At 70.5% G+C, this 25,389-nt stretch carries 19 protein-coding genes; 5 read left to right on the top strand and 14 right to left on the bottom strand.

Going from position 1 to position 25,389, the window contains the following annotated elements; all coding sequences use genetic code 11:
- Window positions 1-94 precede the first annotated feature (94 nt).
- Window positions 95-1,177, bottom strand: coding sequence for an aldo/keto reductase (locus ACSU1G_RS04770; RefSeq protein ID WP_439278774.1), 1,083 nt, complete (start codon window positions 1,175-1,177; stop codon window positions 95-97).
- Between the two features lie 257 nt (window positions 1,178-1,434).
- Between ACSU1G_RS04770 and ACSU1G_RS04765 the strand changes: the two genes are divergently transcribed.
- Window positions 1,435-3,066 carry an AMP-binding protein gene (locus tag ACSU1G_RS04765; RefSeq protein WP_439278773.1) on the top strand — a complete coding sequence of 544 codons (1,632 nt, stop codon included), beginning with the start codon at window positions 1,435-1,437 and terminating at the stop codon, window positions 3,064-3,066.
- Between the two features lie 2 nt (window positions 3,067-3,068).
- Here ACSU1G_RS04765 and ACSU1G_RS04760 read toward each other — a convergent pair whose 3' ends face one another.
- Complete coding sequence (locus ACSU1G_RS04760) at window positions 3,069-4,478, bottom strand: tRNA guanosine(34) transglycosylase Tgt (protein WP_439278772.1); 1,410 nt, start codon at window positions 4,476-4,478, stop codon at window positions 3,069-3,071.
- 193 nt (window positions 4,479-4,671) lie between these two features.
- Complete coding sequence (locus ACSU1G_RS04755) at window positions 4,672-4,893, bottom strand: hypothetical protein (RefSeq protein WP_439278771.1); 222 nt, start codon at window positions 4,891-4,893, stop codon at window positions 4,672-4,674.
- A gap of 225 nt (window positions 4,894-5,118) precedes the next feature.
- Here ACSU1G_RS04755 and ACSU1G_RS04750 point away from each other — a divergent pair, with 225 nt between their 5' ends.
- Window positions 5,119-6,258 carry an FUSC family protein gene (locus tag ACSU1G_RS04750; protein WP_439278770.1) on the top strand — a complete coding sequence of 380 codons (1,140 nt, stop codon included), beginning with the start codon at window positions 5,119-5,121 and terminating at the stop codon, window positions 6,256-6,258.
- Window positions 6,259-6,279: 21 nt separating this feature from the next.
- Here the strand turns inward: ACSU1G_RS04750 and ACSU1G_RS04745 are convergent, their stop codons facing one another.
- The 5 genes from ACSU1G_RS04745 to ACSU1G_RS04725 form a co-directional block, all read right to left on the bottom strand.
- Entirely contained in the window at window positions 6,280-7,203 is a 924-nt protein-coding gene (locus tag ACSU1G_RS04745; protein ID WP_439278769.1) for a DUF6707 family protein, read from the bottom strand.
- 2 nt (window positions 7,204-7,205) lie between these two features.
- Window positions 7,206-7,745, bottom strand: coding sequence for an NUDIX hydrolase family protein (locus ACSU1G_RS04740; protein ID WP_439278768.1), 540 nt, complete (start codon window positions 7,743-7,745; stop codon window positions 7,206-7,208).
- Window positions 7,746-7,817: 72 nt separating this feature from the next.
- On the bottom strand, window positions 7,818-8,573 hold the full coding sequence (locus ACSU1G_RS04735; protein ID WP_439278767.1) for a glutamine amidotransferase: 756 nt from the start codon (window positions 8,571-8,573) through the stop codon (window positions 7,818-7,820).
- Between the two features lie 27 nt (window positions 8,574-8,600).
- Window positions 8,601-9,191 (bottom strand): dihydrofolate reductase family protein, encoded by a 591-nt coding sequence (locus tag ACSU1G_RS04730; RefSeq protein WP_439278766.1) that lies wholly within the window; start codon window positions 9,189-9,191, stop codon window positions 8,601-8,603.
- A gap of 60 nt (window positions 9,192-9,251) precedes the next feature.
- Window positions 9,252-10,469: an NADH:flavin oxidoreductase/NADH oxidase gene (locus ACSU1G_RS04725; RefSeq protein ID WP_439278765.1), complete on the bottom strand. Its 1,218-nt coding sequence runs from the start codon at window positions 10,467-10,469 to the stop codon at window positions 9,252-9,254.
- Between the two features lie 61 nt (window positions 10,470-10,530).
- On the opposite strand from ACSU1G_RS04725, the gene ACSU1G_RS04720 reads away from it, so the two are divergent.
- Window positions 10,531-10,839 carry a hypothetical protein gene (locus ACSU1G_RS04720; RefSeq protein ID WP_439278764.1) on the top strand — a complete coding sequence of 103 codons (309 nt, stop codon included), beginning with the start codon at window positions 10,531-10,533 and terminating at the stop codon, window positions 10,837-10,839.
- Window positions 10,840-10,898: 59 nt separating this feature from the next.
- Here the strand turns inward: ACSU1G_RS04720 and ACSU1G_RS04715 are convergent, their stop codons facing one another.
- The 4 genes from ACSU1G_RS04715 to ACSU1G_RS04700 are packed head-to-tail and all read right to left on the bottom strand — an operon-like array spanning window position 10,899 to window position 15,285.
- Window positions 10,899-11,708, bottom strand: coding sequence for an alpha/beta fold hydrolase (locus ACSU1G_RS04715; protein ID WP_439278763.1), 810 nt, complete (start codon window positions 11,706-11,708; stop codon window positions 10,899-10,901).
- A 32-nt stretch (window positions 11,709-11,740) separates the two neighbouring features.
- On the bottom strand, window positions 11,741-13,606 hold the full coding sequence (locus ACSU1G_RS04710) for a hypothetical protein (protein WP_439278762.1): 1,866 nt from the start codon (window positions 13,604-13,606) through the stop codon (window positions 11,741-11,743).
- Between the two features lie 3 nt (window positions 13,607-13,609).
- The gene (locus tag ACSU1G_RS04705; RefSeq protein WP_439279396.1) at window positions 13,610-14,221 is read right to left on the bottom strand and encodes a DedA family protein; all 612 of its coding nucleotides are present in this window, start codon (window positions 14,219-14,221) and stop codon (window positions 13,610-13,612) included.
- A 5-nt stretch (window positions 14,222-14,226) separates the two neighbouring features.
- The gene (locus tag ACSU1G_RS04700) at window positions 14,227-15,285 is read right to left on the bottom strand and encodes a pseudouridine synthase (RefSeq protein WP_439278761.1); all 1,059 of its coding nucleotides are present in this window, start codon (window positions 15,283-15,285) and stop codon (window positions 14,227-14,229) included.
- Between the two features lie 244 nt (window positions 15,286-15,529).
- Between ACSU1G_RS04700 and ACSU1G_RS04695 the strand changes: the two genes are divergently transcribed.
- Complete coding sequence (locus ACSU1G_RS04695; protein ID WP_439278760.1) at window positions 15,530-17,494, top strand: 3-oxoacyl-ACP synthase III family protein; 1,965 nt, start codon at window positions 15,530-15,532, stop codon at window positions 17,492-17,494.
- A gap of 64 nt (window positions 17,495-17,558) precedes the next feature.
- A complete protein-coding gene (locus ACSU1G_RS04690; protein ID WP_439278759.1) occupies window positions 17,559-23,102 on the top strand; it encodes a carboxyl transferase domain-containing protein in 5,544 nt (1,847 codons plus the stop codon).
- A gap of 32 nt (window positions 23,103-23,134) precedes the next feature.
- On the opposite strand, the gene ACSU1G_RS04685 is transcribed toward ACSU1G_RS04690, so the two are convergent.
- Together ACSU1G_RS04685 and ACSU1G_RS04680 are read right to left on the bottom strand one after the other, a co-directional pair.
- The gene (locus ACSU1G_RS04685; protein ID WP_439278758.1) at window positions 23,135-24,325 is read right to left on the bottom strand and encodes a glucose-1-phosphate adenylyltransferase family protein; all 1,191 of its coding nucleotides are present in this window, start codon (window positions 24,323-24,325) and stop codon (window positions 23,135-23,137) included.
- Between the two features lie 33 nt (window positions 24,326-24,358).
- The gene (locus ACSU1G_RS04680; RefSeq protein WP_439278757.1) at window positions 24,359-25,321 is read right to left on the bottom strand and encodes a DNA-formamidopyrimidine glycosylase family protein; all 963 of its coding nucleotides are present in this window, start codon (window positions 25,319-25,321) and stop codon (window positions 24,359-24,361) included.
- Between the last annotated feature and the right edge of the window lie 68 nt (window positions 25,322-25,389).

Raw genomic sequence — 25,389 nt, 5'->3', positions numbered from 1 at the left:
CATCCTGCCGGGCCACAAGGATTATCCCGGTGGCCGGGCAGGATGACTGTGGCTGCAGCTGGGGTTGTGACGGCGCCGGAAACGCCGCGGGGACTCAGTCGATCCGGGCGGAGACGTTCCAGATGTCGATGGAGGACACCTCACCCGACTTCTTGCCGGTGATCTCATCGATCCGGGCCAGTTCCTCGTCGCTGAACGGGGCGGACCCCAAGGCGCCGAGGTTCTCGTCCAGCTGGGCCGTCGAGGAGGCCCCCATCAGCACGGACGTCACACCGCCCGGCCGCAGCAACCAGGAGACGGCCAGCTGCGCCAGGGTCTGGCCGCGGTCGCCGGCCACCTCGTTCAGGGCCCGGGCCTTGGCCAGATTCTCGTCCGTGAGATGACCGGACAGGGAGGTGCGGCCGCCGGAGGGGGAGGCGCCGTCGTCGTACAGGTACTTGTCCGTCAGCAGGCCCTGGGCCAGCGGGGTGAAGGCGATCGACCCCATCCCCTGCTCGTTCAGGGTCTGCAACAGGCCGTCCTCCACCCAGCGGTTCAGCATCGAGTATGCGGGCTGGTGGATGGTCAGCGGGGTGCCCAGCTCGCGGGCGATCTGCTGGGCTTGGACGGTGCGCTCGGGGGAGTAGGAGGACAGCCCCACATGGAGGGCCTTGCCCTGCTGGACGAGGGTGTGCAGGGCGCCGATGGTCTCCTCGAGCGGGGTGTCCGCGTCCGCCCGGTGGGAGTAGAAGATGTCCACATAGTCCAGGCCCATCCGCTGCAGGGACGCCTCGGCGGAGGCCAGGATGTACTTGCGTGAGCCGAGGTTGCCGTACGGCCCGGGCCACATGTTCCAGCCGGCCTTCGAGGAGATGATCAGCTCGTCCCGGTAGCGGCCCAGGTCCTTGACCAGGACGCGGCCGAAGTTCTCCTCGGCGGAGCCGGCGGGCGGGCCGTAGTTGTTGGCCAGGTCGAAGTGGGTGATGCCGTGGTCGAAGGCATGCCGCAGGATCTCCCGCTGCGTGTCGAAGGGGCGGTTGTCCCCGAAGTTCCACCACATCCCCAAGCTGATGGGCGGCAGGGCGAGCCCGGTGGAGCCCACCCGGCGGTAGACGGTGGACTCGTAGCGGTCTGCCGCCGCCGCATAGGGGGCGTGGTGTTCGGGCGTGGGGGCGGGGTGGATCTCGCCGGTGGTCATGCTGCTCCTCGGTGGTCGGGCCTCTACCGTGGAGTACTTTACGCGCTGGTGGCGGGCCGTGGCAGGCGGTGACAGGCGGCAGCCGGCGGTGACAGGCTGGCGCTGCAACCGGGAACAGGCCCAGACACCACGGACAAGGTGGAACTGCGTCTCACTTGACCTGCGATTCAGTTCCACGGCATAGTGGTGTGCGTCACCCCGTGATGCCATCACCTCCGTCACCCACCGGCCCCCGTGGCCGCGACAAGGAGCCAGGAATGACCACCTCGACCGAGAGCCATGAGCTGACAGCCGCCTCGGAGCCCCTGTCTCCACTGGGGTTCCTGGGCCGCTCAGCTGCGGTGTTCCCCGAACGTGAGGCCGTGGTCTACGGCAGCCGCCGGTCCACCTACCGCGAGTTCGCCCAGGAGGTCCAGCAGCTGGCCAAGGCGCTCACCGCGCGCATCACCCCGGGACAGACCGTCACCGTGATCGCCCCGAACATCCCGGAGACGCTGATGGCGCACTTCGCGGTGCCGCTCGCCGGCGGCAAGCTCAGTGCCCTCAACCCGCGCCTGACCTCACGCGAGGTGGAGTACATCCTGGGCCATTCGGAGGCGGCCGTGGTGTTCGCCGACGGGGATGTGGCCGATTCCGTGCGGGGTATTGCCGCCGGGCTGGAGAACCCGCCGCTGGTGGTGGAGATCGTGGACGCTGAAGCCGGCCACACGGGCCCTGCCACCGCCGGGGACCTCACGTATCAGGACTTCCTGGCCCAGGCGCCGGCGGGCCCCGACCTGCCGTGGCGGGTCGAGGACGAGGAGACGCCCATCACCCTGAACTACACCTCCGGGACCACGGGGCCGCCCAAGGGTGTCATCTACACGCACCGCGGCGCCTACCTCGCCGCCCAGGGTCAGGTGTTCCACAACGGGTATACCGGCTCCACCCGGTACCTGTGGACGCTGCCGATGTTCCACTGCAACGGCTGGTGCATGCCCTGGGCCGTGACCTCGGCGGCCGGCACCCACGTGTGCCTGCGGGCCGTGCGGCAGGACGCGTTGTGGGAGGCCATGGACACCGAGGGCATCACGCACCTGTCGGGCGCCCCGATCGTCTGCTCCATGCTCGTGGAGGCCGAACGCGCGCACGAGCTGGACCGGGAGGTGCGGATGACCACGGCCGGGGCCGCCCCGCCGCCCTCGGTCATCGAAGGCCTCGAATCCCTGAACATCACCCCGGTGCACGTTTACGGGCTGACCGAGTGCTACGGGCCGTTCACCATCTGCGAGCCGCAGGAGGCCTGGAAGGAACTCTCCCGCAGCGAACGGGCCCGGCTGATGGCCCGGCAGGGCGTGGCGATGGTCCACGCGGCCGGCGTGGAGATCATGGACCCGGAGCTGAACATCCTGCCGGCTGACGGGGAGTCGATGGGGGAGGTGGTGCTGCGGGGCAACGGTGTCATGGCCGAGTACTACAAGAACCCCGAGGCCACCGAGGAGGCCTTCCGCGGCGGTTGGTACCACACCGGGGATCTGGGGGTGAAGCACCCGGACGGCTACATCCAGTTGCGTGACCGCCTCAAGGACATCATCATCTCCGGCGGCGAGAACATCTCCTCGATCGAGGTCGAGGGTGTGCTGCACGGCCATCCCCAGGTCGCCGACGCCGCCGTGGTCGGTATCCAGGACGACAAGTGGGGCGAGCGGCCCATCGCCTATGTGGTCGTTGAAACCGGTGCCGACGCATCCGGCCGGGTGACCGCCGAGGAGTTGCGCGCGCTGTGCAAGGAGAACCTGGCCGGGTTCAAGGTGCCCGATCGGATCGAGTTCGTGGAGGAACTGCCCCGCACCGCCACCGGCAAGATCCGCAAGAACGCCCTGCGGACCCTGCACGAGAAGAACAGCTGACGTCAGGGCCTCGGGGCGTAGTAGCGGCCCAGCACCTCGTCCTTGAGCTCGTAGAACGTCCCGTCCTGGATGGACGCGCGGATCCGGTCCACCAGGCGCACGGTGAACCGCTCGTTGTGGATGGAGATCAGGGTGTGCGCCACCATCTCCTTGGCCTTGATGAGGTGGTGGATGTACGCCCGCGTGTAGTGCGCGCAGGTGTAGCAGTCGCAGCCGTCCTCCAGGGCGCCGAAGTCGCGCTTGTACCGGGCCCCGGGCAGGTTGAACCGCCCGTCCGCGGTGTAGAAGGCACCCGTGCGGGCCACCCGGGTGGGGGAGACACAGTCGAAGGTGTCCGCGCCGTTCTCCACCGAGGTGAACAGGTCGTCCGGCTCGGAGATGCCCAGCAGGTGCCGCGGTCTGTCCTCGGGCAGCACGTCGGCGCACCAGCCGACGATCGTGCCCAGGTTCTCCTTCTCCAGCGCCCCGCCGATCCCATAGCCGTCGAATCCGTGCTCCACCACGGCACCGGGCACGACGCCGGCCGGGTCGCCTGCCGCGGTACCTGACCCGCCGCCGTCGGGCATCTGAAAGGCAGTGCGCATGGCCGCCAGATCCCCGCAGGCCTTGCGCCGCAGGTCCTCGAACTGGGCGCCCTGGATGACACCGAACAGGGCCTGGTAGGGCTTGCCCGCGCGCTCGGCGGTCAGGCGCGCGTGCTCATCCAGGCAGCGCTGGGCCCAGCGGCGGGTGCGCTCGAGGGCCTCCTCCTGGTAGCCGCGGGAGTTGTGCAGGGTGGTCAGCTCGTCGAAGGCGAACATGATGTCCGCGCCGAGCTGGTGCTGGATGCCCACGGAGACCTCGGGCGTGAAGCGGTGCCGGTCCCCGTTGAGGTGGGACTTGAACCAGACCCCGTCCTCGTCCACATTGGCCAGGCGCTCCTTGCCGGGGGCCACCGCGTCATCGGCGCCCTGGCCGGAGGGGGCCTTGGGCCCGTTCATGTCGATGACCTTCTTGAAGCCCGAGCCCAGGCTCATCACCTGGAAGCCACCCGAGTCCGTGAACGTGGGCCCCGGCCAGTTCATGAACCGGCCCAGCCCGCCCGCCTCGTCCAGCAGATCCGCCCCCGGCTGCAGGTACAGGTGGTAGGCGTTGGCCAGAAGCGCCTGGGCGCCGAGTTCCGCCATCGCCTCCGGCAGCACCGCCTTGACGGAGGCCTGCGTGGCCACCGGGATGAACGCCGGGGTCTGGATGGTCCCGTGCGGGGTGGTGATGGTCCCGGTGCGCCCGTGGCGCGGCGTCCCGTCCGGTCCGGTCAGGCGGTGTCCGACGGCGAAGGAGAAGTCCCGCGGGGACGCGGCGGTGGGTGCCGTGGTGGCGGCATCCCTAGAGGCTCGTTGGATAGGCGGCGCTGAGGATTGGTCTTGGGTCATGGTCGCTTTCGTTGAGTCCGCCGGGTATCTCGGTAAACGGTTGGTGCCGAGTGAGGGAGCTCGCTGAGCCTCCGAGCAGTCACAAAGAACTCGTTGATGAAGCGCTCGATCTGATGCGGCGCTTCGATGTCATACCACGCAAGAATGTGGTCGCGATCCCTCCGAGCCGAGGGAGTGAGGCGAACGTCGTACGTCACGCGACGCGACGGCGAGAGCGAACCTGTCGCTCATCTTCATCCAAGGTGACGTTCTCGCCCGGCGCCGTATCAGCTTCCGCGATTCGTTGATCGATGACTGCGGCAACGTCCGGATGTACATAGCCGTCATCCAGGGAATCGTCGATGGCTGCTCGCAACTCGCGGCGGGCGGAATCGTCCAGTCGGAGTACCTGGGCCATGAGCGTGCGATCAACCATGTCCCTATGATACGCGGGCGTCCACCGTCGACCTCACCGTCCAGGATGAGCGTTGTGTCCTTGTTGACCCACGTCAGCTCGAGCCATGCCACTCTTTCGTGTTCATCACAGTTGGTGGTCTGTTTGGTCACGACTAGCCGGAACCAAGCCGTGACCACCACACTTTCAATGGTAAGTAACAACAGGGACATATTTATTCAGCGGAGACAGAGGGGGAGGATGGCGGTGGGCAGCGGCGTTTCAGGGGACCAACGGAGGACCCGGCTCGCGGACCTCAACCCCATCCCCGCGCTCTTCACCATGGCGCCGGCCCACCGGGACCACGAGGTGGCCATCCGCTGCGGCATCACGGTGCTGGTGCCGCTGCTGACCCTGCTGTTGATCGGCCGGATCGACCTGGCGATCTTCGCCTCCTTCGGTGCCTTCACGGCGATCTACGGCCGCAACCTCCAGCACGGCCCGCGGCTTCAGATGCAGGCGCGGGCCGGTGCCCTGATGTTCGTGGTGCTGCTGCTGGCCACCCTGGCCGGTCGCAACGGCATGTCCGAATCGGAGAACCCCTGGGCGCTGGTGGGGCTGACCACGGCGGTGGCCGGGGCCTGTGCCGTGGTGGCCGCCTACTGGAACCTGCGCCCCTCCGGATCCCTGTTCCACATCTTCGCCTTCGCGGCCGTCTCGTCCGTGCCCTATCAGCCACCCCTGGGCGAGGCGTTGCTGACGGCGGCGTCGGTCATCGCCTTCGCGCTGCTGGTCGGGATCTCCTCCAGGGTGCTGCCCCGGAACCGGCACCGGATCCGGCGGCCGGCGGGTGAGGCCCTGACCGGACCCCGTCACCGTCTGGTCTGGTCCGAGGCCGCCTGGTACGTGGTGGCGGCCGGGGTGTCCGGCTCGCTGGCCACCGCCCTGGGACCCGTGCTGGGGATCGAGCACAACTACTGGGCGATGGTGGCCGCCGTGGTGCCGCTCGTGGGCCACTCCACCCGCTACCGCGTGAACCGTGGCCTGCAGCGCATCATCGGCACCTTCATCGGCCTGCTCGTGCTGGCCGCGGTGCTGTGGGCGCACCCGCCGCTGTGGTTGATCGTGCTGATCATCGCCGTGCTGCAGTGCACCGCGGAGCTGTTCATCGCCCGGCAGTACGTGCTGGCACAGATCGCCGTCACCCCGCTGGCCCTGCTGTCCACCGTGCTGGCGATGAGTGCCTCCACCGCGCAGGTCGACACCTCAGGACTGGTCTATGACCGGTTCATCGAGACGGTGATCGGCGCGGTCGTCGGCATGGCCTGCGTCGCCACCCCCTGGGCCTGGCGCCGCTGGGTGTTGCATTCGGCCACCCCGGCCCGTGCCCGCATCCAGCGCCCCTGACCTCATCACCAGGGACGGGGCTCAGTCGTTCCCGCCGGCCTCCGCGATCCGGTCCGCCAGGGCGCGCAGGTCCGCCACCTCGCGGCGTACGCGGCGGTCCAGTTCCTCCTCGCCGAAGGTCTCCGAGCCACCTCGGGCCCGCAGGTACATCAGCGTGGCCAGCCGCGCCTCGCGCCACTGACGTTCGCCGGCCAGGTCTGCGGCGGTCTCGGCCCGCAGCACCTCCCGGTCGTAGAGGTTCGGCTCGTTCAGCTGACGCTGCCGGATCTCGGCGGTCCGCTGGGCGCGGATCGGGTCCGTCTCGGCCTCGTCCGGTTCGGTCAGCCGGGCCGCGGCGGCCCGGCCCTCGACCTCCTCGCCACGGTAGAAGTGGATGGTGGCGGCCAGGGCCAGCGCGGACTCGATCGACTTCCACCGCCCCATGGCCCCGTCATAGGGCAACTGGGTCAGCAGGGTGGTCAGCGTCAGGGCACCGTCAGAATCATCCAGGTCGATGAACAGGTGGTGCGCCAGCGTGTCGATGTCCTCGAGCTGGGAGCCGGAGCGCAGGTTGATCCCACGGGAGAGCTTCGAGGCCACCGCCAGCACATGCTGGTTGTCCGGGTGCAACTGGGCCACCTGGACCACCGTGGCCTCCGGCGAGCCCTCCTCCGCGGGGTACAGGTCCGTCCTGACATCCAGCGCCGGCGCGGGCCGCCGGGTCCGCACGCGGATGGTGGACCCGAAGGCGATCCGCACCTCGCGGCCGTCCGCCAGCGTGGCCACCACGAGGGCGGGGGTGCCGAAGTCGTCGCGGGAGGTGCGCACCTGCGTCACCGGGGACGAGGGATCCCCCTGGCGCTTCAGGAAGCGGTCGCCCGCCCCGACCTGCTGGGCCTTGACCGAGCGCAGGTAGTCTCCTCCGGCGTCGTGCTGTCCGATGTTCTGGGGAGTCGGGGTGGTCATGGTCAGCGCCCCCAGCCCACGTGCGCCAGGGCCTGGCGGACCAGGTTCCCGCGTCCGCCGATGAACTCGGACTGGACCTCCTCGCTGAGCGCCTCATCGGGCGTCAGCCAGGACAGCTCCAGCGCGTCCCCACGGGGCTCGCACTCACCGGTGACCGGCACGAGGTACGCCAGGGCCACGGCGTGCTGGCGGTCATCCGTCAGGCCCGTCTCGGAAGGGCTCGGGAAGTACTCGGCCACGGTGAACGGGATGACCGAGGGCGGCAGCTGCGGCAGCGCGAGCGGGCCCAGGTCCTTCTCCAGATGGCGCATCAGGGCGGCACGGACGGTCTCGCGGTACATCACCCGGCCGGAGACCAGGGTGCGGCGCAGGTAGCCCTCGGCGTCCGCCATGTACAGCAGGCCGATCTCCGAGACGTACCCCAGAGCGTCCAGGCGCACCGGCAGGGCCTCCACATAGACCATGGGCAGGCGGCGGCGGGCCTCGTAGAGATCCTCTTCCGACAGCCACCCGGGATTCGGATCAGGTGTACGTACGCTCATGGCTTCAGTTCTACCCGAGTCGGCCCCGTCGGTCACGCCGACGGCCCGTACAGCGGCCAGACCGTGCGGTCTTCAGCCGCGGGCGTAGCGCCGCCGGAAGTTCGCCAGCACCTTCCGCGGCTCGCTGACCGTGGCGGTGCGGACCCGCGCGAAGAGTTCCTCAGCCTCGGCCGGGTCGTAGTAGCCGTGGTCCGCGTAGATCTCCAGCCGGTACAGCAGCCCGTCCACATCGAGCTCGGGGTGGAACTGGGTGGCGTACTGGTGGGCGCCGATCCGGAACATCTGCACCGGGCACGCCTCGCCCGCCACCAGCACCACGGCGTCCTCCGGCAGGGTGCGGATGGCCTCCTTGTGCCCCACAAAGGCCGTGAACCAGGGCGCGACGCCGGCCAGCAGCGGGTCCTGCCGGCCCGCCTCGGTCACGTGCAGGGTGACGGCCCCCGCCGGCTCCCCGTAGGTCGAGTCCACCCGGGCGCCCTGGTGCAGCCCCAAGGTACCGATCCCGTAGCAGGCACCGAGGAAGGGCACATCCCGGGCCATCACCACGTCCAGCAGTCGCCCCAGCTCGGCCTCCACGGCCAGCTGCAGCCCGGACTTGGACTCCTCAGGGTCGGAGGAGTTGAACGGGCTGCCGCCCACGATCACCCCGGAGTGTCCGGCCAGGACCGCCGCCCAGTCCGGCGCCGGCCCGCCGGCCGCGAGGGCCCGGTCCAGCCGCAGGGTGGTCAGTTCCCCGGGAGCGAAGCCGCCGAGCTCGGTGGTGGAGCGGAGCTCGTCGGCGGCGACGGGGTCGTCCGCGCGGGTCTGGATCAGCAGGAAGGGCAGCACCCGGTCAGATTAGCCCGCTGGACCCCCTCAGCTCGTCCGACGGCGCACCCGGTAGCGCAGGTGAAGCACCCGGTTGCCCTGGATCACCACGTCCGGGTCCTCCATCAGGTGCTGGGCGTGAACCGACCCGAAGTAACGCTTGCCGGAGCCGAACACGACCGGCACGACGTCCATGCGCACCTCGTCGACCAGGCCCGCGGCCAGCACCTGACCACCGACGTCTCCGGCGGCGACCTCGACGACGCGGTCACCCGCGAGGCCCTGTGCCGTGGTCACGGCTGCCTCGACACCGTCGACGAAGTGGAAGGGCGCCTCGGGGTCCCAACCCTCGGGCGGCGGCCGGTGCGTCACGACGACCACGTGGTCGACCCCGCTCGGCGGCACCCCGTCCCAGCCGTCCGTCAGGTCGAAGACGTGGCGGCCGACGATGGTCACCCCGATCTGGTCCCAGTACGCTCGGGTGTAGTCGTAGGACGACCGCGACACCATCAGCTCGCCGCTCTCGTCCAAGGGGACGTCACCGCTGGTCAACCAGGCGAAGAGCGGTCCGGGTTGGTCCTTCTCGTCCGCGACGAAGCCGTCCACCGAGACCGAGCCGTACATGATCACCGTGCCCACGGGGGCCTCCCTTGTGTTGGGAGGCACCATGGTAGTCCTCTGGGGACGGGCCCGGACTGATCAGCGTGCGGCGCCGGCGCCCACGGGCTCGGCGGGGGCCTGCTGGCGCACGGGCGTGGAGGTCCGGCCCCAGGAGCCACGGTGGTAGGCCGGGGCCGTGAGCTCCCGGTACCGCTCGTCCCCGAGCGACTCGGCGGCCTCCACGGGCCAGTTCGGGTGCACGAGGGCAGCCCGGCCGATGTCGACCGCATCCGCCCGGCCCTCGGTGAGCACGGACTCGGCCAGCTCGGGGTCGGTGATGGCGCCGACGGCCGAGACGAACAGCCGGCGCGCGCCGGCGTCGTGCCCGGTGTCCTCCTGCATCCCCTGGCCGGGGTCCAGGACGAGGTCCGCGGTCCCGGCGCGCACCGCTGCGGCCAGTGGGACCTGGTAGGCCGGACCCGCAGGCCCCTGGTAGGTGTCCCCGATGCCGCCGGAGGACACGTCCACCCAGTCCAGGCCGAGCCCGGACAGTTCACGCACGAGGTGCACGGTGTCCTGCTCGCTCCAGCTGCCCTCGAGCCAGTCCGAGCCGGAGACGCGGATGCCCAGGACCTTCTCGGCGGGCCAGACGGCCCGCACGGCCTCGATGACGCGGCGGACGAACCGCGTGCGGTTCTCGAACGACCCGCCCCACTCATCGGTCCGCTGGTTGGTGACGGGGGAGAGGAACTGGTGGATGAGGTAGCCGTGGGCGCCGTGGATCTGGACGGCGTCGAAGCCGGCCTCGTCCGCCCGGCGGGCCGCCTCGGCGAAGGCCGTGATGGTGTCCTCGATCTCGGCGGCGCTCAGCTGGCGGGTGGGGCCCACGGCGCTGACGGCCGGCACGCCCGAGGGGGACAGGGTCTCCCAGCCGCCGGCCTCGAACGGGATGCCGGCGGCGGGGTAGCCGGGATGGCCGGGCCAGGTCGAGGCCTTGGAGCCGGCATGGGCGAGCTGGATGGCCGGGACGGCGCCCCGGGAGCGGATGAAGGCGGCGATGGGGGCCCACGCATCACGCTGGGTGTCATTCCACAGGCCCGTGTCCTGGTCCGAGATGCGGCCCTCCGGGACCACGGCGCTGGCCTCGGCCACCACCATCCCGAAACCGCCGGCGGCGCGCGCCCCCAGGTGGGTCAGATGCCAGGGGCCGGGCACGCCGTCCTTGGCGGTCACCACGTACTGGCACATCGGGGGAAGGATGACGCGGTTGCGCAGGGTGGTGTCGGATACGGTCACGGGGTCGAAGAGAACACTCATGTCCGGCACAACCCCGCAGCCGCCCCGGCCTATTCCTGAACGGGCTCCCTAGAATGGGCCGATGCCCTCCTTCCGTGTCCGCCTGCCCATCGGTGACCTGCTGCCCGGCCACGCCCCCGAGGAGGTCATGGACACCGCGGAGGCCGTGCTCGGCTCCATCTACCGGGTGGAGGCCAAGGACCTGGAGGTGGTCGCGCGGATACCACGCATCGTGCTGCGCTTCACCGTGCCCGAGTCCTCCTGGGATGCGGAGCGTGCTGCGGCCGTCACGGCCGCCGGACAGATGCGCGACGCCGTCCGGCAGGTCGCGCAGACCGGTCGCCTCGATGTGCTGCGCCGGGTCCGCGGACGCTGGGTGCCGGAGGTCTGACGCCTGCAGCCGGCCGTCGGCAGCTGGCAGGCGGCAGGCGGCAGGCGGCAGCCCGGACGTTACGCGGCCAGGGCCGTGACGAAGCCGGTGACGTCGGCCGCGAACCGGGAGGGGTCCTCCATCCGGGGTACATGACCCACCCCCGGGTAGACGCGCAGCTCGGCCTGCGGGATGGCTGAGGTGAGCGCCTCCTGTTCCAGCAGGCCCACCCGCCGGTCGGCATCGCCCCAGAGCAGCAGGGTCGGCGCCTGGATCCGGTCCAGTTCTCCGGCGGCGTCATACTCCACGAGCCCGCCGAACGTCCCCTGCCACACCCGGGCCGGGACCTTCAGGAGTTGCTCCACGTGGATCTCGAGCACGGCGGGATCCAGGGTGCGGGGGGCCGTGCCGGACAAGAAGGTGCGGATGAAACCGGGGCTGATGGGGTCGCTCAGGTTGGAGACGGCCGTGGCCACGAAGCCCTCCATCTCCGGGTTGCGGTACAGGCTCAGCGGGGAGGCCTCGAGGACGAGCCCGGCCACCCGTTCGGGACTCTCGGCCGCGACCCGGCGGACCACCAGGCAGGAGGCCGAGTGTCCCGCCAGGACCACCCGCTGCAGTCCGAGCGCCGTGAGGAACGGGACCACATCTGAGGCGTAGTCCGGGACGGTGTACCCGGTCTCCGGCTTGTCCGAGTCACCATGGCCCCGGGTCGAGACGGCCACGGCGTGGACCGAGGGCGGGAAGTGGTCCAGGACGTCGGCGTAGGAACGCCACGAATCCGTGGGCCCGGGGAAGAACACGACCGTCGGGCCGGAGGGGTCACCCTGTGTCGCGTAGGCGAGGTGGAGGCCGGGACGGACCTCGACCCTGGCCTGCTGGCGCTTCATGAGACCACGGTAGGCCGCGGCCGGGCGCCGGCCTAGAACTCGTCGACCTCGTGGCCCAGCGCCGCCCGGTGCTCGGCATGGTTGATCCGGTAGCGCCGGTTCTCGGTGGCCAGCAGCACCATGAACAGCCCCATGGCGGCCACGATGGCCACCCACACGGACGTCATGGACCCCACCAGGCGCGGGGCCAGGATGGCGGCGAGTCCCCAGGACAGGCCGAGGGCGATGCCGATGCGGCCTCGTTCGGTCATCGCCAGGAAGGCCGCGCCCCAGACCACCACCACCAGGGTCAGGACCGCCCAGACCGGACCGGGGATCCAGAGCAGGTTGATGCCCAGGGACTGCAGCCAGATCGAGGCGTTGGTGGCGGCGAAGATCAGCGCCCAGCCGGTGAACAGCCCGATCGTCCCGTCCGTGATGGCCCGTTCCACGCCGTTACGGGCGGTGTAGAGGTTCAGCTGGTGGATGCTGTCCACGAGCAGATAGCCCAGGGCCAGCCAGACGAACAGCTCCACGCCGAGCAGCACCCCCGTCCGGGCGATGACGAACCACGCCACGGCGGCCACCATGGCGGCCGCCACGCGCCAGCCGGTGGCTCGTTGCCGGTCCGCGGCGGCCTGGGAGGGTCGCCACTGGTGCACCGTGTAGATGCCTAAGGCCACCCAGAGCAGGGGCCAGGCGAACTGGTGCCAGGGTGCCATGGACAGCATGGAGAATCCGCCCCGGTAGCGGCCCTCATGCAGTTCCTGCAGCCAGGGCCCGGTGCCATCCTCGCCCAGGAAGCCGAGTCCGTAGACCCCACCGATCAGGAACACCACGTAGGCCGCGGTCACGGCCAGCCGGCGGAGCAGGTCCGTGGCCACCGGGGCCGGGTCCGGCTCCAGGGAGGGCAGGTTGTAGGGCGGGATGTAACCGGTCGGGGCCGGCTCCCATCCCCGGTCCAGGGCGGCCACGGTCGGACGGGAGCGCCGGACCGTGGCGGCCTCGATGGCCTGGGCCTTCTCCACGATGCGGTCCCGGTGACGCCACTCCGGCAGGGAGGCCCGGGCGCGGTCCAGCAACTCGGTGTCCGTGAGGTTCTCCCCGCGCTCCTCGAGCAGGGCGCGGCGGTCTGCGGGCGGGACCCAGTCGGTGCCGTCCGATTCCCGGGCCGCCGTCTGCAGGGCCCAGGTCTCGCGCTCACGCTGGCGGGCCAGCCACTCCTCGTACTCCTGGCGTTCCATCTCCAGGCGCAGGGCCTCTTCCTCGGCGCGCTGGATTTCGAGCAACCGCTCGTGCTCCTGCCGGGCCTCTTCCTCCGCCTGGCGCCGGGCCTCAAGCTCGGCCTCCTCGATGGCACGCCGCTCGGCCTCGATCCGGTCGCGCTCGGCGCGCCGCTCGGCCTCCACCCGGTCCCGCTCGGCCTGCTCGGCGGCCCGCTGCCGTTCGAGCTCGGCCAGCCGTTCGGCCTCGATCCGGTCCCGTTCGGCCTGTTCCTCGGCGAGGCGCTGCTCCTCGGCCTTGCGCTCCCGTTCGGCCTCGCGGTGCGCCTTCTGCCGTTCGTAGGCGGCCTTCACGGTGGCCGGGGAGTCGTAGATGGACTGGGACACCCGGTCCCAGTCCGGTTCGCCCAGACCGTCGAGCCAGTCGTTGAAGGATTCCAGCGGGCCCTGGGTCTCGTGGGTGTTCGCGTGGCGCAGGCGCTGTGCGGCCGGGGGCTGTGCCGCACCCTCTGCCTGCTCAACACGCTCAGGCCGCTCAACACGCTCGGCCTGCTCAACACGCTCAGTCTGCTCAACACGCTCAGGCTGCGCAGCACTCTCAGCCCGCTCCGGCTGTGCGGTGGTCCGGTTCTTCTCCGCGGCGGCCTTCATGCGCTCCAGCGCGGCAGAGGAGGACGAGGATGTGTCGTCGAGCACTGTTCACCCCTCCCTGGAACGTCGTCGGATGGCGATGACCGCCGCCATGATCAACCCTGCAAGGGTACCCAATCCCATGCCCACCAAGGCGCTCGCCCAGAACGGCAGGCCTGTCGCGCCGCCGGTGAACCACCCCAGCCCCACCATGTACACGGACCACACGGCAGAACCCGTTCCTGACAGGGCCAGGAAGGGACGCCAACGGATTCCCGCGATCCCCGCCGCCGCCATGGACGCCGTCCGGCCACCCGACACGAAGCGCAACACGAACAGGGAGGCATACCCGGGGGCGGGACCGGCCTTGTCCAGCAACGTCAGGATCCCCCGGTGGATCCGCTGCCCCCAGGAGGCGCGGTCGAGCAGGCCGGTCAGGCGGTACCGGAACAGGGCGTAGAGCCCCGCGTCCCCGGCCCAGCATCCCAGCCAGGTGGCCAGCAGGGAGGGGACCAGGCCCACGGTGCCCAGTTGGGCCAGGGCGCCTGAGCCGATGACGAGCAGCTCGCTGGGCACCGGCGGGATGGGCGCGTCCAGTGCCACCAGCAGTGCGGTCAGCGGGTGGAACCACCAACCCAGGGACTCCACCCAGAGCACATCGAGCCCCGCATCCGCGCCCATCCCGCTCACGCACCGGCCTCCGGCCTCTCGCGCAGCTGGAGCCGGGAGGAGAACCGCCGCTCGGTCCCCGTGAGCGGGTCCGTGAAGCCGATCGTGTGGGCCAGCAGCTGCAGCGGGCGCTCGTAGTCGTCCGGGGCCACGTCCTGCAGTATCGGATAGAACGGGTCGTTGAGGATGCCCAGCCCCAACGCGGCCAGGTGCACGCGCAGCTGATGGGTGCGTCCCGTGCGCGGGAACAGGCGGAGGTGCCCGACGCCGGCCCCGGCCCAGGTGCCCGCGGAGACTCCCGTGCCGATCAGCTCGATGCGGGTCTCCGCGTTGGCCCCGGTGGTGGGACGGTTCGTCTTGCGGCCGGGACGGGCCGGCGCGCCGGGGGAGCGGCCCGACTCCTGGGTCCCGTAGTCCAGCAGACGGGCGGTGAGCACGCCCTTCACCTTGTCCATCCGGTTGCGGTAGGTGAGGGGGAACCGGCCGGCCGTGCCGGCCAGGGCAGAGACGGCCTCGTAGACCTTCCACACCTGCCGCCGCTCGAAGAGCACCTGGTAGGGGCCGCGGGTGTCCGGATTCGTGGAGAACAACAGGACGCCGGCGGTCGCGCGGTCGAGGCGGTGGATGGGGACGAGGTGGTCCAGCCCGAGCTGGTTGCGCAGCCGGACCAGGGCCGACTCCTGGACGAAGCGGCCGCCGGGGGTGGTGGGCAGGAAGTGTGGCTTGTCCACCGCGACGAGGTGCTCGTCCTGATGCAGCACCGTGACCTCGAAGGGGATCGGGTCCTCGTGCGGGAGGGATCGGTAGTACCAGACGAAGTCGTGCGCGGTCAGCGGGGTGGACTCGGTGACCACCGTGCCGTCGGCGGCGCGTACCTCGCCGGTGCGGAACCGCGCCACGATGCCGTCCGGGTCCACGTGCCCCCAGCGGTGCAGCACGTAGTCGAGGACCGTGTCCCAGCCGGAAGCCGGCACCGCGAGGCGGGTCGCGTTGACGCCGTCGCGGACGGGCAGGGGCGGGAGCTGGGGCACGGGACCAGTGTTCCAGACCGCGTGAGGGGTGAAGGCTACTGTCATCGCACCCCTACTAGTGCGTATTGTGTCTTGGGTCACTATGCTGCGATTCTTGGGGGTGGAAGTTTGTGAATTATTTGTGACGAATTCACCTTTCCATGAATGACCCTTCGGTAACCAGCTGTCTGCCCACGTCACGAGCCAGAACCCCGCGATGTCGCGGAAGTGGCGGTTCGTCACATATCGGAATTCCCGCCGGGGCACCCTAGGCTCAGCCGTATCCGGACCGATGCACAGGAGCCCACACATGTCTCAGCCCGCCATGCTGAATAGCCACGGACGATTGATCTTCCCTTCTAATTTCATTCCCGAATTGGATCTTTCCGCGCTGGACAGCCTGGACGACCTGGAGGCGGTGATCCGGCGCGATTTCGAGGACAAGTCGCCCAGCGGCACGGACATCCTGGCCCGCATCGAGCAGGGCTCCTATGCCACCAAGGCGGAGCTGCTGCGGGACATGGCCATGAACCTGTTCTGGACCAACCGGTATGCCATCACCATGTATGACAAGGTGCTGGTGCGCTGGAGCGACGTGCCGCGCCAGCGGGAGGACCACTACCTGCCGTTGCTCACGCCCTGGGAGGACGGGGACCGCAAGGTGGCTGCCGTGCGGGAGGCCTTCCCGGCCCTACCGGCACAGTGGGATGCCGCCGTGGAGGACAGCATCTACGATCAGGTCTTCGACGTCTTCGCCCACCGCAAGTTCCACGCCACGGAGCTCTCGGCGATCAAGCCGACCGTGGCCGAGATGATTCAGGACCCGGCCAACCTGATGGTCCGGGTCACCGGCTACGACCCGAACTACCCGGTCTACAGCGAAGAGGACATCTTCGACGCCCACGAGGAGGTCGCGGAGCTCGAGAGCCTGCGGCGCTGGGGCATGGTGTTGCACAACCAGTACCCCTGGGACCGCACGAAGACCGAGCTGGTCCGGGTGGATGAGCTGCGCGATGACGACTTCGTGGTGGTCTTCCGCCCCCGCGACCGCGAGGTGCAGCGCTTCCTCCGCCGGGTCGCCACCGGCCGTGCCCGTCCGGTGGCCCCCTCGGTGCCGCCCGCCGAGTCCGCCCAGCCCTCCCGCCCCTACCGACCCCTCGACGTCCGGGCCATGGCGGTCCAGCCGAGGATCCTGTCCCTGTCCGTGGAGCCCGGGGAGATGGTCTGCAGCAACGACGACCTGGTGCGGAACACCGCGTACAACTGGTCGCCCATGAGCGCCGCCTCGATCGTGCAGAAGACCGGGATCGAACAGCGTCTGTACAGCATGTCCCGGATCGAGGACCTGGCCCTGAAGGCCGCCCGCTCGGCCCTGGACCATGCCGGGGTGGGGCCGGCCGACGTCGGCGCCGTGATCGTGGCCACCTGCACGAACGACCGGCTGATGCCCTCGATCGCCACGTACCTCTCCGGTGAGCTGGGCATCTACCAGTCGCATGCCTCCTTCGACCTGATCGCGGCGTGCGCCGGGATGCCCTATGCCATGGCTGAGGCGACCCGTCTGCTCCAGGAGGTGGAGCGGCCGGTGCTGGTGGTCTGCGTGGAGAAGTTCTCGGACAAGATCGGCAACGTCCGGCCCTCGCGGATGATCTTCGGTGACGGCGCGGCCGCGATCCTGGTCGGCCCCACGGAGGCCGGCGGCACCACGGACATCGAATACCTGGACACCTACGCCAGCGGTCCCGCGAGCCAGGTCAACTCGATCATCTGGCCGAACCCGGAGTTCGACAACAACCTCACCGTGTACGGGCCGGAGGTCAAGGACCTGGCCGGCCGCTACCTGGCCCAGATGCTGGATGACCTCAAGAACCTGCCGGATCCGGACGGGGAGGCGGCCACCCTGTTGGACAGCATCGAGCTGATCGTGCCGCACCAGGCCAACAAGACGATGGTCACCGACCTGGCCCTCAAGGCCGGCCTGACCCCGGAGCAGCTGTACTTCAACATCGACAGGGTCGGCAACACGTCCTCGGCCAGCATCCCCCTGGCGATCTACGATGCGGTCCAGGACGGCCTCATCACCCGCCCGACGCGCGTCTTCGCCCCCGGTTTCGGGGCCGGTGCGGTGGCCGGTTATGCCGTGATGCGGATCGATCCGGCCGTGATGGCCCCTCGGGTGGACAGCGCTGCCGCCACCCACGCGGATCATCCGGAGGCCCCGGCGGAGCCCTCGGCCGCCACCACGGTGGACAACATGGCCGCGGCCTTCGCCTGAGCCGGCGCCCCGCCCCCACCTCACCAGACTTCACAGCCCGACCCAGAGTACGGAGACAGACCTGATGTTCGAACGGATTGCAGTGGTCAACCGCGGCGAGGCCGCTGTGCGCCTCATCCGCGCGGTGCGCGAGATGAACGCCGAACACCGCTACGGCATACGCACGATCGCCCTCCACACCGAGGCCGAGCGGCGGGCGATGTTCGTCCGGCAGGCGGACGAGGCCATCGCCCTGCGCAGTGACGGCACCGGATCCCCCTACCTGAACTACACCGAGCTCGAGCGCGTGCTGCGGCTCTCCCGTGCGGACGCCGTGTGGGTGGGCTGGGGCTTCGTGGCGGAGGATCCCACCTTCGCCGAACTGGTGGCCTCCCTGGGGATCACCCTGATCGGCCCCTCCGCCGAGTCGATGCGCCGGCTCGGTGACAAGGTCACCGCGAAGCTGCTCGCCGAGGACGTCGGCGTGCCGGTGGCCGCGTGGAGCCGCGGGCCGGTGGAATCACTGGCGGATGCGCGGCGGCACGCGCAGAACATCGGCTACCCGCTGATCATCAAGGCCCGCAGCGGCGGCGGGGGCCGCGGCATCCGCAAGGTCTACTCCGAGGACGAGCTCGAGTCGGCGTTCGAGCGCACCCAGGGCGAGGCACAGCGTGCCTTCGGAGACCCCATCGTGTTCATGGAGCGTCTGGTCACCGAGGCCCGGCACGTGGAGGTCCAGGTCATCGCGGACAACCACGGCAATGTCTGGGCTCCCGGCGTCCGCGACTGCTCCATCCAGCGGCGCAACCAGAAGGTCATCGAGGAATCGTCCTCACCGCTGCTGACCGAGGAGCAGTCGCAGCACCTGCGCGAGGTATCCGGCAGCCTCGTGCTCGCGGCCGGATACCGGGGCGCCGGCACGGTGGAGTACCTCTACCAGCCCGATCAGCAGCTCTTCACCTTCCTGGAGGTCAACACCCGCCTGCAGGTCGAGCACCCGATCACCGAGGCCACCACCGGCCTGGACCTGGTCAAGCTGCAGATCCTCGTGGCGGCCGGCGAGCCGCTGACCGGCGATTCCCCGGCGGAGTTCGGCCATGCCATCGAGGCGCGTCTCAACGCCGAGGACGCGGACAACGAGTTCGCCGCCGCCCCGGGGACCGTGCGGCTCCTGGACCTGCCTCTGGGCCCCGGGATCCGGGTGGACACCGGCATCGGCCAGGGAGACGTCATCCCGCCGGACTTCGACTCGATGGTCGCCAAGATCATCGCCTGGGGGCCCACCCGGTCCGTGGCCCTGGCCCGGCTGCGCACCGCCTTGCGTGAGACCACAGTGGTGATCGAGGGCGGTACCACCACCAAGTCCTTCCTGCTGGACCTGCTGGACCGCGAGGAGCTCGTGACGGCCTCGGCGGACACCGGCTGGCTGGACCGCGCCGGTGCCGGCACCGTCAAGGTGACCAGTGTCCAGGCGGATGTGGCCCTGCTGACGGCCGCCGTGGAGGTCTATGAGGACGAGGAGTCCCTGGAACGGACGCGCTTCCTCGCCGCCGCCTACGGTGGCCGGCCGCGGGCCGACGAGACCGTGGGGCGTCGGGTCGAGCTGTCCTACCAGTCCAACCCCTACTCCTTCACCGTCAGCAAGGTCGGCCCGCACCGCTACCGGGTGGGCACGGCACAGGACGGCGCGGGCGGCCGGGTGGTCGCCCAGGTGGACATCGAGCGCCTGGCCGAGTACGAGCGTCGCGTGGTGACCGGCAAGGGCACCTTCCAGGTGGTCTCCGTCGCCGGGGCCGGCGGGCACCTGATCGAGGTGGACGGCATCTCCCACCGCATCAGCCGCGACGAGGCCGGACTGGTGCGCGCCCCCTCTCCGGCCGTGGTGATGGCCGTGCCGGTCAGGGTGGGGGACGAGGTCCAGGCCGGGGACATCCTCGTGGTGCTGGAGTCCATGAAGATGGAGACCGCGGTGCGGGCCACCGCGGCCGGTCAGGTCCGGGAGGTCCTGGCCACCGTCAACACCCAGGTCGATGCCGGCGCCTCCCTGGTGCGGGTGGAGGCGGCCGACGAACAGGCCGCCGACTCCTCGGCACCGTTGGTCACCTTCGGCGAGGACGTCTCGGTCGCCCCGGCCGACCAGCACGCCGGCGCCCGGTCCCTGCTGGACACGTTCCGCGCCATGATCACCGGGTTCGATGTCTCGGTCCAGCGCGCCCGGGCCCTGCTGTCCTCCTATGAGGAGGCCTGTGCCCGCAGCGAGGAGGGCCAGGGCGGAGAATCCCTCGTGGATGCGGAGCTGGCGGTCCTGACCACGTTCGCCGACCTGTGCGAGCTGGCCCGCAACCGGCCGGCCCTGGGCGAAGACGAGATCGAGACCAGGGTGCACAGCCCCCGGGAGTACTTCCACCGGTACCTGCACTCCCTGGACCCGGAGCGTGAAGGCCTGCCCCAGGCCTTCCAGGACCGGCTGGCCAATGCGCTGCGGCACTACGACGTGGACGGGCTGGAACACACGGAGGAGCTGGAGCAGGCCGTCTTCCGGATCTTCCTGGCCCAGCAGCGGATCGAGAACCAGCTGCCGGTCGTCTCCGGGCTGCTGAGCCGCTGGACCGAGGACCGGGAGCCGTCCGCTCCCACCCCGGAAGGTTTCGAGGAGGTCCTGGACCGGCTCGTGGTGGCCACCCAGTCGCGCTACCCGGTGATCGGGGATGTGGCCCGGAGCCTGCGCTACCGGTTCTTCGACGAGCCCCGCATCTCGGCCGCCCGCGAGAAGGTCTATGACCGGGCCCGCGGCTCCGTGGCCTACCTGGCCGCCACCCCGGACGCCGCGGACCGCGCGGCGCGCCTCGACGAGCTGGTGGCCGGTCCGGAACCCCTGCTGGATCCGCTGGCAGACGCCATCAACGGCGACGGCACGGGGGCCCGCGAGTTCCTCGAGGTGGTCTCCCGCCGTTACTACAAGATCCGCGACCTGCAGCAGGTGGAGTCCTTCACCGCGGGGACCCGGCCGGTGGTCACCGGGACCTTCGAGTTGCGCGGTGACCAGCTGGACCTGATCTCCTCGGTGGGGTCCGTCGAGTCCCTGGCCACGGTCCTGGCGGACCTGCAGACGGTGGCCGAGGGCAAGTCCGGGCAGATCGTCCTGGACCTGTACCTGTCCTGGCCCGGGCGCCCGGCGGATCCGGAGGCGATGTCCGAGCAGCTGCGGCTGGCGCTCGAGCAGGCCTCGTGGTTGCTGGGTGTCCGCCGGGTCACCATCACGATGTGCGGGGAGACGGTGGACTCGCACCACCGCTTCACCTTCCGGCCGGCCGATGGCGGGCTGGCGGAGGAGCTGGTGGTGCGGGACATGCACCCGCTGACCGGTCAGCGCGTGGAGCTGTGGCGTCTGAAGAACTTCCACGGCACCCGGCTGCCCGCCGAGATCGACACCTACCTGCTGCACCTGGTGGCGAAGGACAACCCCGCCGACGAGCGGCTGGTGGCCCTGGCCGAGATCCGGGACCTCACCCCGGAATACGACGAGGACGGCAACGTCCTCGGCCTGCCGATGGCCGAGCGCACCGTGGCCGCCTGCCTGAACGGCATCCGCCGGGCCCAGTCCCAGCGCGGCAGCCGCAAGCGCCTCACCGCGAACCGCGTGGTGCTCTATGCCTGGCCGGTGTTCGAGCTGGACGTGCAGGACGTCAAGGACGTGGTGGCCCAGAACCTGAGCTCCCTGGCGATGGGCCTCGGGCTGGAGGAGATCACGCTGATCGTCCGGGTGCGCTCCGCCGCCCAGGCCGAGCCGCGCGAGGTGGCCCTGCGGTACGTGTTCGAGGCCGGCGGTGGCATCACCACGCAGCTGACGGAGCCCATCACGGATCCGCTCGAGCCGATGGACGACTACGAGCAGAAGGTCCGCAAGGCCCGCTCCCGCGGCACCGTCTACCCGTACGAGATGGTCCCGGTGCTCACGGGGAAGAAGGGCACCTTCACCGAGCACGACCTCGATGGTGAGGGCCGCCTGGTCCCGGTGGACCGGCCCTATGGCCAGAACACGGCGGGGATCATCGCCGGGGTGGTGACCACCCCCACCCCGCTGTACCCGGAGGGGATGACCCGCGTGGTGCTGTTCGGGGATCCGACCCGGGCCCTGGGCTCGCTGGCCGAGCCGGAGTGCGCCCGCGTGGTGGCGGCCATCGACCTGGCCGAACAGATGAGCGTCCCGGTGGAGTGGTTCGCCCTCTCCGCCGGTGCGGAGATCTCCATGGAGCGCGGCACGGAGAACATGGACTGGGTCTCCCGGGCCCTGCGCCGGATCGTCACCTTCACCCAGGGCGGCGGTGAGATCAACATCGTGGTCGCCGGGATCAACGTGGGCGCCCAGCCGTACTGGAACGCCGAGGCCACCATGCTGATGCACACCAAGGGCATCCTGGTGATGACCCCGGACAGCGCCATGGTGCTCACCGGAAAGCACTCGCTGGACTACGCCGGCGGTGTCTCGGCGGAGGACAACTTCGGGATCGGCGGTTATGACCGGGTGATGGGCCCCAACGGCCAGGCCCAGTACTGGGCACCGAACCTGGCGGCGGCCGTGGACGTGCTGTTCGCGCACTACGACCATGCCTACCTGGCCCCGGGGGAGCGCTTCCCACGCCAGGCGCCGACCTCCGATCCGGTGGAGCGGGACGTGCGCAGCTTCCCGCACACCCACCCGTCCAGCGACTTCACCACGGTGGGGGACATCTTCTCCGCCGAGGCGAACCCGGACCGGAAGAAGCCCTATGACATCCGCACGGTGATGCGCGCCGTGGTGGACCAGGACCACCGGGTTCTGGAGCGCTGGGCGGACATGGCCGACGCCGACACCTCCGTGGTCTTCGACGCCCACCTGGGCGGATTCCCGGTGAGCCTGATCGGCATCGAGTCCCGCGCGGTCCCCCGCACGGGGCAGTACCCGACGGACGGCCCGGACCAGTGGACCGCCGGCACGCTGTTCCCGCGCTCGTCCAAGAAGACGGCCCGGGCCATCAACGCGGCCAGCGGCAACCGTCCGCTGGTGGTGCTGGCCAACCTCTCCGGCTTCGACGGCTCGCCGGAGTCCATGCGTCAGTGGCAGCTGGAGTTCGGTGCCGAGATCGGCAGGGCCGTGGTCAACTTCGACGGCCCGATCGTCTTCTGCGTGATCACCCGGTACCACGGTGGTGCCTTCGTGGTGTTCTCGGGCCAGCTGAACGAGAACATGGAGGTCGCCGCGATCGAGGGCGCCTACGCCTCGGTGCTGGGCGGGGCCTCGGCCGCAGCGGTGGTCTTCACCCGGGACGTCAACCGGCGCACGGAGGCCGATCTCCGGATCAGTGAGCTGGAGGCGGCCATCGCCGAGGCCTCGGATGCGGATCGGAACCGCCTGCGCGTCCAGCTGGGCGAGCTGCGCTCCACCGTGCGCTCGGAGAAGCTCACCGAGGTGGGCCAGGAGTTCGACGGCATCCACAACATCGAGCGCGCCCGTGAGGTCGGCTCGGTGGACGTCATCGTGCCGGCCGAGCGGATCCGCCCCTACCTGGTGGATGCCGTGGAACGGGGCGTGGAGCGGGTCACCGGGCAGCTCTCCGGAGAACTGACCGGGCAGGTGGCCGGCCGGTAGCGGCCGGTTGCGGGACCTGACGCCGGCCGGCGTCAGGTTCCGGTGGTCTCATCCGGGCTCTGTGGTCCGCGGTCCGCCGGCACCAGGACGGTGATGTTGCCGGGGCCGGGCCTCGTCCGGCCGGACGGTCCGTCCGGGACGTGCGCGCCGACGTCGGCGATCACGGACTCCAGCACGGCCCCGGACGGGACCACACAGTCCCCGAGGAGGATGGATCGCGACACCCGCGCCCCCGCCTCGATGACCACCCCGGGTCCCACGACGCTGTGCTCGACCTCGCCCAGGATGCGGCAGCCGGGGGCCACGAAGGAGGCCGAGACGGAGGCCCGGGTGTCGATCCAGGCCGGCGGGGCGGGCTCCGGGTTGGAGACCAGGGGCCAGCCGGGCCGGCCCAGGTCCAGGCCGGTGCCGTCCAACAGCTCCATGTGGGCCTTGAAGTAGGCGTCCGTGGTGCCGATGTCACGCCAGTAGCCGTCCAGGCGGTAGGACTCCGTCCGCCGGTGCTCCACGAAGTGCGGGACGATCGTCTCGCCGTAGTCGCCCAGCGAGTCGCCCTCCGGGTCGTCCGACTCCGCCGTGAGGTGCCGCGTCACCTCGGCCAGGGCGGACAGGTCATAGATGAAGATCTCCGAGGCCACGAGGTTCCCCTGCGGGTGCTCCGGCTTGTAGTCATAGCCGGTGACCACGCCCTGCCCGGCCACCTGGACCACGCCGAACCGGGAGGGGTCCTCGTCCGTCTCGGTGGTCACCACGGTCAGTTCCGCCGGCCCGGACCGGTGCTGCTCGAGGGCCGGCCGCAGGTCGAACTGGTAGAGCTGGTCCGCGCTGAGCACCACCACCGTCTCCGCGCCGAAGGACTCCAGCAGCGGGATCTGCTGGAACAGGGCATGGCCGTTGCCGGCGGCGAACCCCTCCTCAGCGCGCCCCTCGGCGGGGGGCAGCAGACGCAGTCCGTGGCGGGTGCCGTCCAGGTCCCAGGGACGGCCCCCGGCCAGGTGCTGGTTGAGGGTGAACGGCCGGTACTGCTCCACGATCCAGACGTCGCGGAGCCCGGAGTTGGCCAGGTTGGACAGCACCACGTCGATCAGCCGGTACTGGCCGGCCACCGGGACGGCGGGCTTGGACCGGGCATCGGTCAACGGGGACAGGCGGCCGCCCCGGCCGCCGGCCAGCACCAGAGCCACCGTGGAGTGGGCCCGGTCCTGGGGAAAGGGATCTGCCATCTCAACGTCCTCTCGCAGGTGGTCCCACGGCGGTCAGTGCTGGCAGTGCCTGCACCAGTACAGGATACGGTCCGAGCCGCCCGCCTCGCCCAGGTCCTCCACGGTCACCGGACCGCCACAGCGCAGGCAGCCCTCCCGCCGCCGGCCGTAGACCCAGTGCCTCGGCTCCCGGCTCCGGCCCGCGCCGCGCCGCGCGGGCGGCACCGAGCTGAGGACCCGGACCCCGTAGGGGGCCTCGGGATCCCGGGTCACACCGGTGGTGCGCCGCGGGGCCGGTAGGCCAGGCTCCGCCGCCACCGTGTTGACGGCCATCAGGTCCCGGGCCAGGACGATCAGCCCGGGCAGGTCCGGCACGGAGGATACGGGCCGGTGCGGGTCCAGTCCAGCCAGCAACAGGACCTCGCAGCGATAGATGTTCCCGATCCCGGAGACCAGCCGCTGGTCCAGCAGGGCCACGCCGAGGGGCCGTGCGGGCTCGGACTGCAGCCGCCGTACGGCCTCGTCCCGGAGCACCGGTGCCCGGTCCGGATCCACCCAGACCGGGTCCAGGAGGTCGGGTCCGAGGTAGTGCAGGCGCCGGGCTGCCTCCGAGGTGGGCAACACCTCCAGCAATCCCAGTTGGAACCCGACGACCTGGTGCCTGTGCGTGTCCAGCACGCAGCGCGCCTGCCATGCGGGATGACGCCAGCGTGGCCGGAGCCGCTGGCCGGCGGCATCCACGAGGGGATAGGCCTCCCACCGGCCCTCCATCTTCAGATGGGACAGCACCGTCAGGCCCCCGGCGTCGGTGCCGGCGCCGGTGCCTCCGGGCCCCTCGGTTCCGCAGAGTTCCATCAGCAGGTACTTCGCCCGTGGCCGGACCGCCCGTACCGTCCGGCCGGACAGGTCGAGGGTGGCCAGCTGGGGCACCCTGAAATCGGTGCGCACCAGGTCCCGCCCCTCCAGCACGGGGCGCAGGCGGTCGGCCAGCCGAACCAGCGAGTCACCCTCGGGCATGGATCCCGTTCCGGGGCCGGCGGGACGGCCGGGGCCGACGGGGTCGACACGGTCCTAGAGAGCCTGGG

The organism is Microbacterium sp. A93 (assembly GCF_051842835.1).
Note: the sequence above shows the minus strand (reverse complement) of the source record. Positions and strands in the feature narration are given on the sequence as shown.

Bases quoted from the DNA above. Each gene is read 5' to 3' on its own strand.
- ACSU1G_RS04705 (WP_439279396.1), bottom strand. From the start codon at position 14,221: ATGGGCGCGGATGCGGGGCTCGATGTGCTCTGGGTGGAGTCCCTGGGT.
- ACSU1G_RS04755 (WP_439278771.1), bottom strand. From the start codon at position 4,893: ATGGTTGATCGCACGCTCATGGCCCAGGTACTCCGACTGGACGATTCC.
- ACSU1G_RS04715 (WP_439278763.1), bottom strand. From the start codon at position 11,708: ATGAAGCGCCAGCAGGCCAGGGTCGAGGTCCGTCCCGGCCTCCACCTC.
- ACSU1G_RS04685 (WP_439278758.1), bottom strand. From the start codon at position 24,325: ATGGCAGATCCCTTTCCCCAGGACCGGGCCCACTCCACGGTGGCTCTG.
- ACSU1G_RS04740 (WP_439278768.1), bottom strand. From the start codon at position 7,745: ATGAGCGTACGTACACCTGATCCGAATCCCGGGTGGCTGTCGGAAGAG.
- ACSU1G_RS04690 (WP_439278759.1), top strand. From the start codon at position 17,559: ATGTTCGAACGGATTGCAGTGGTCAACCGCGGCGAGGCCGCTGTGCGC.
- ACSU1G_RS04720 (WP_439278764.1), top strand. From the start codon at position 10,531: ATGCCCTCCTTCCGTGTCCGCCTGCCCATCGGTGACCTGCTGCCCGGC.
- ACSU1G_RS04725 (WP_439278765.1), bottom strand. From the start codon at position 10,469: ATGAGTGTTCTCTTCGACCCCGTGACCGTATCCGACACCACCCTGCGC.
- ACSU1G_RS04770 (WP_439278774.1), bottom strand. From the start codon at position 1,177: ATGACCACCGGCGAGATCCACCCCGCCCCCACGCCCGAACACCACGCC.
- ACSU1G_RS04680 (WP_439278757.1), bottom strand. From the start codon at position 25,321: ATGCCCGAGGGTGACTCGCTGGTTCGGCTGGCCGACCGCCTGCGCCCC.
- ACSU1G_RS04700 (WP_439278761.1), bottom strand. From the start codon at position 15,285: ATGACAGTAGCCTTCACCCCTCACGCGGTCTGGAACACTGGTCCCGTG.
- ACSU1G_RS04745 (WP_439278769.1), bottom strand. From the start codon at position 7,203: ATGACCACCCCGACTCCCCAGAACATCGGACAGCACGACGCCGGAGGA.
- ACSU1G_RS04695 (WP_439278760.1), top strand. From the start codon at position 15,530: ATGTCTCAGCCCGCCATGCTGAATAGCCACGGACGATTGATCTTCCCT.
- ACSU1G_RS04765 (WP_439278773.1), top strand. From the start codon at position 1,435: ATGACCACCTCGACCGAGAGCCATGAGCTGACAGCCGCCTCGGAGCCC.
- ACSU1G_RS04760 (WP_439278772.1), bottom strand. From the start codon at position 4,478: ATGACCCAAGACCAATCCTCAGCGCCGCCTATCCAACGAGCCTCTAGG.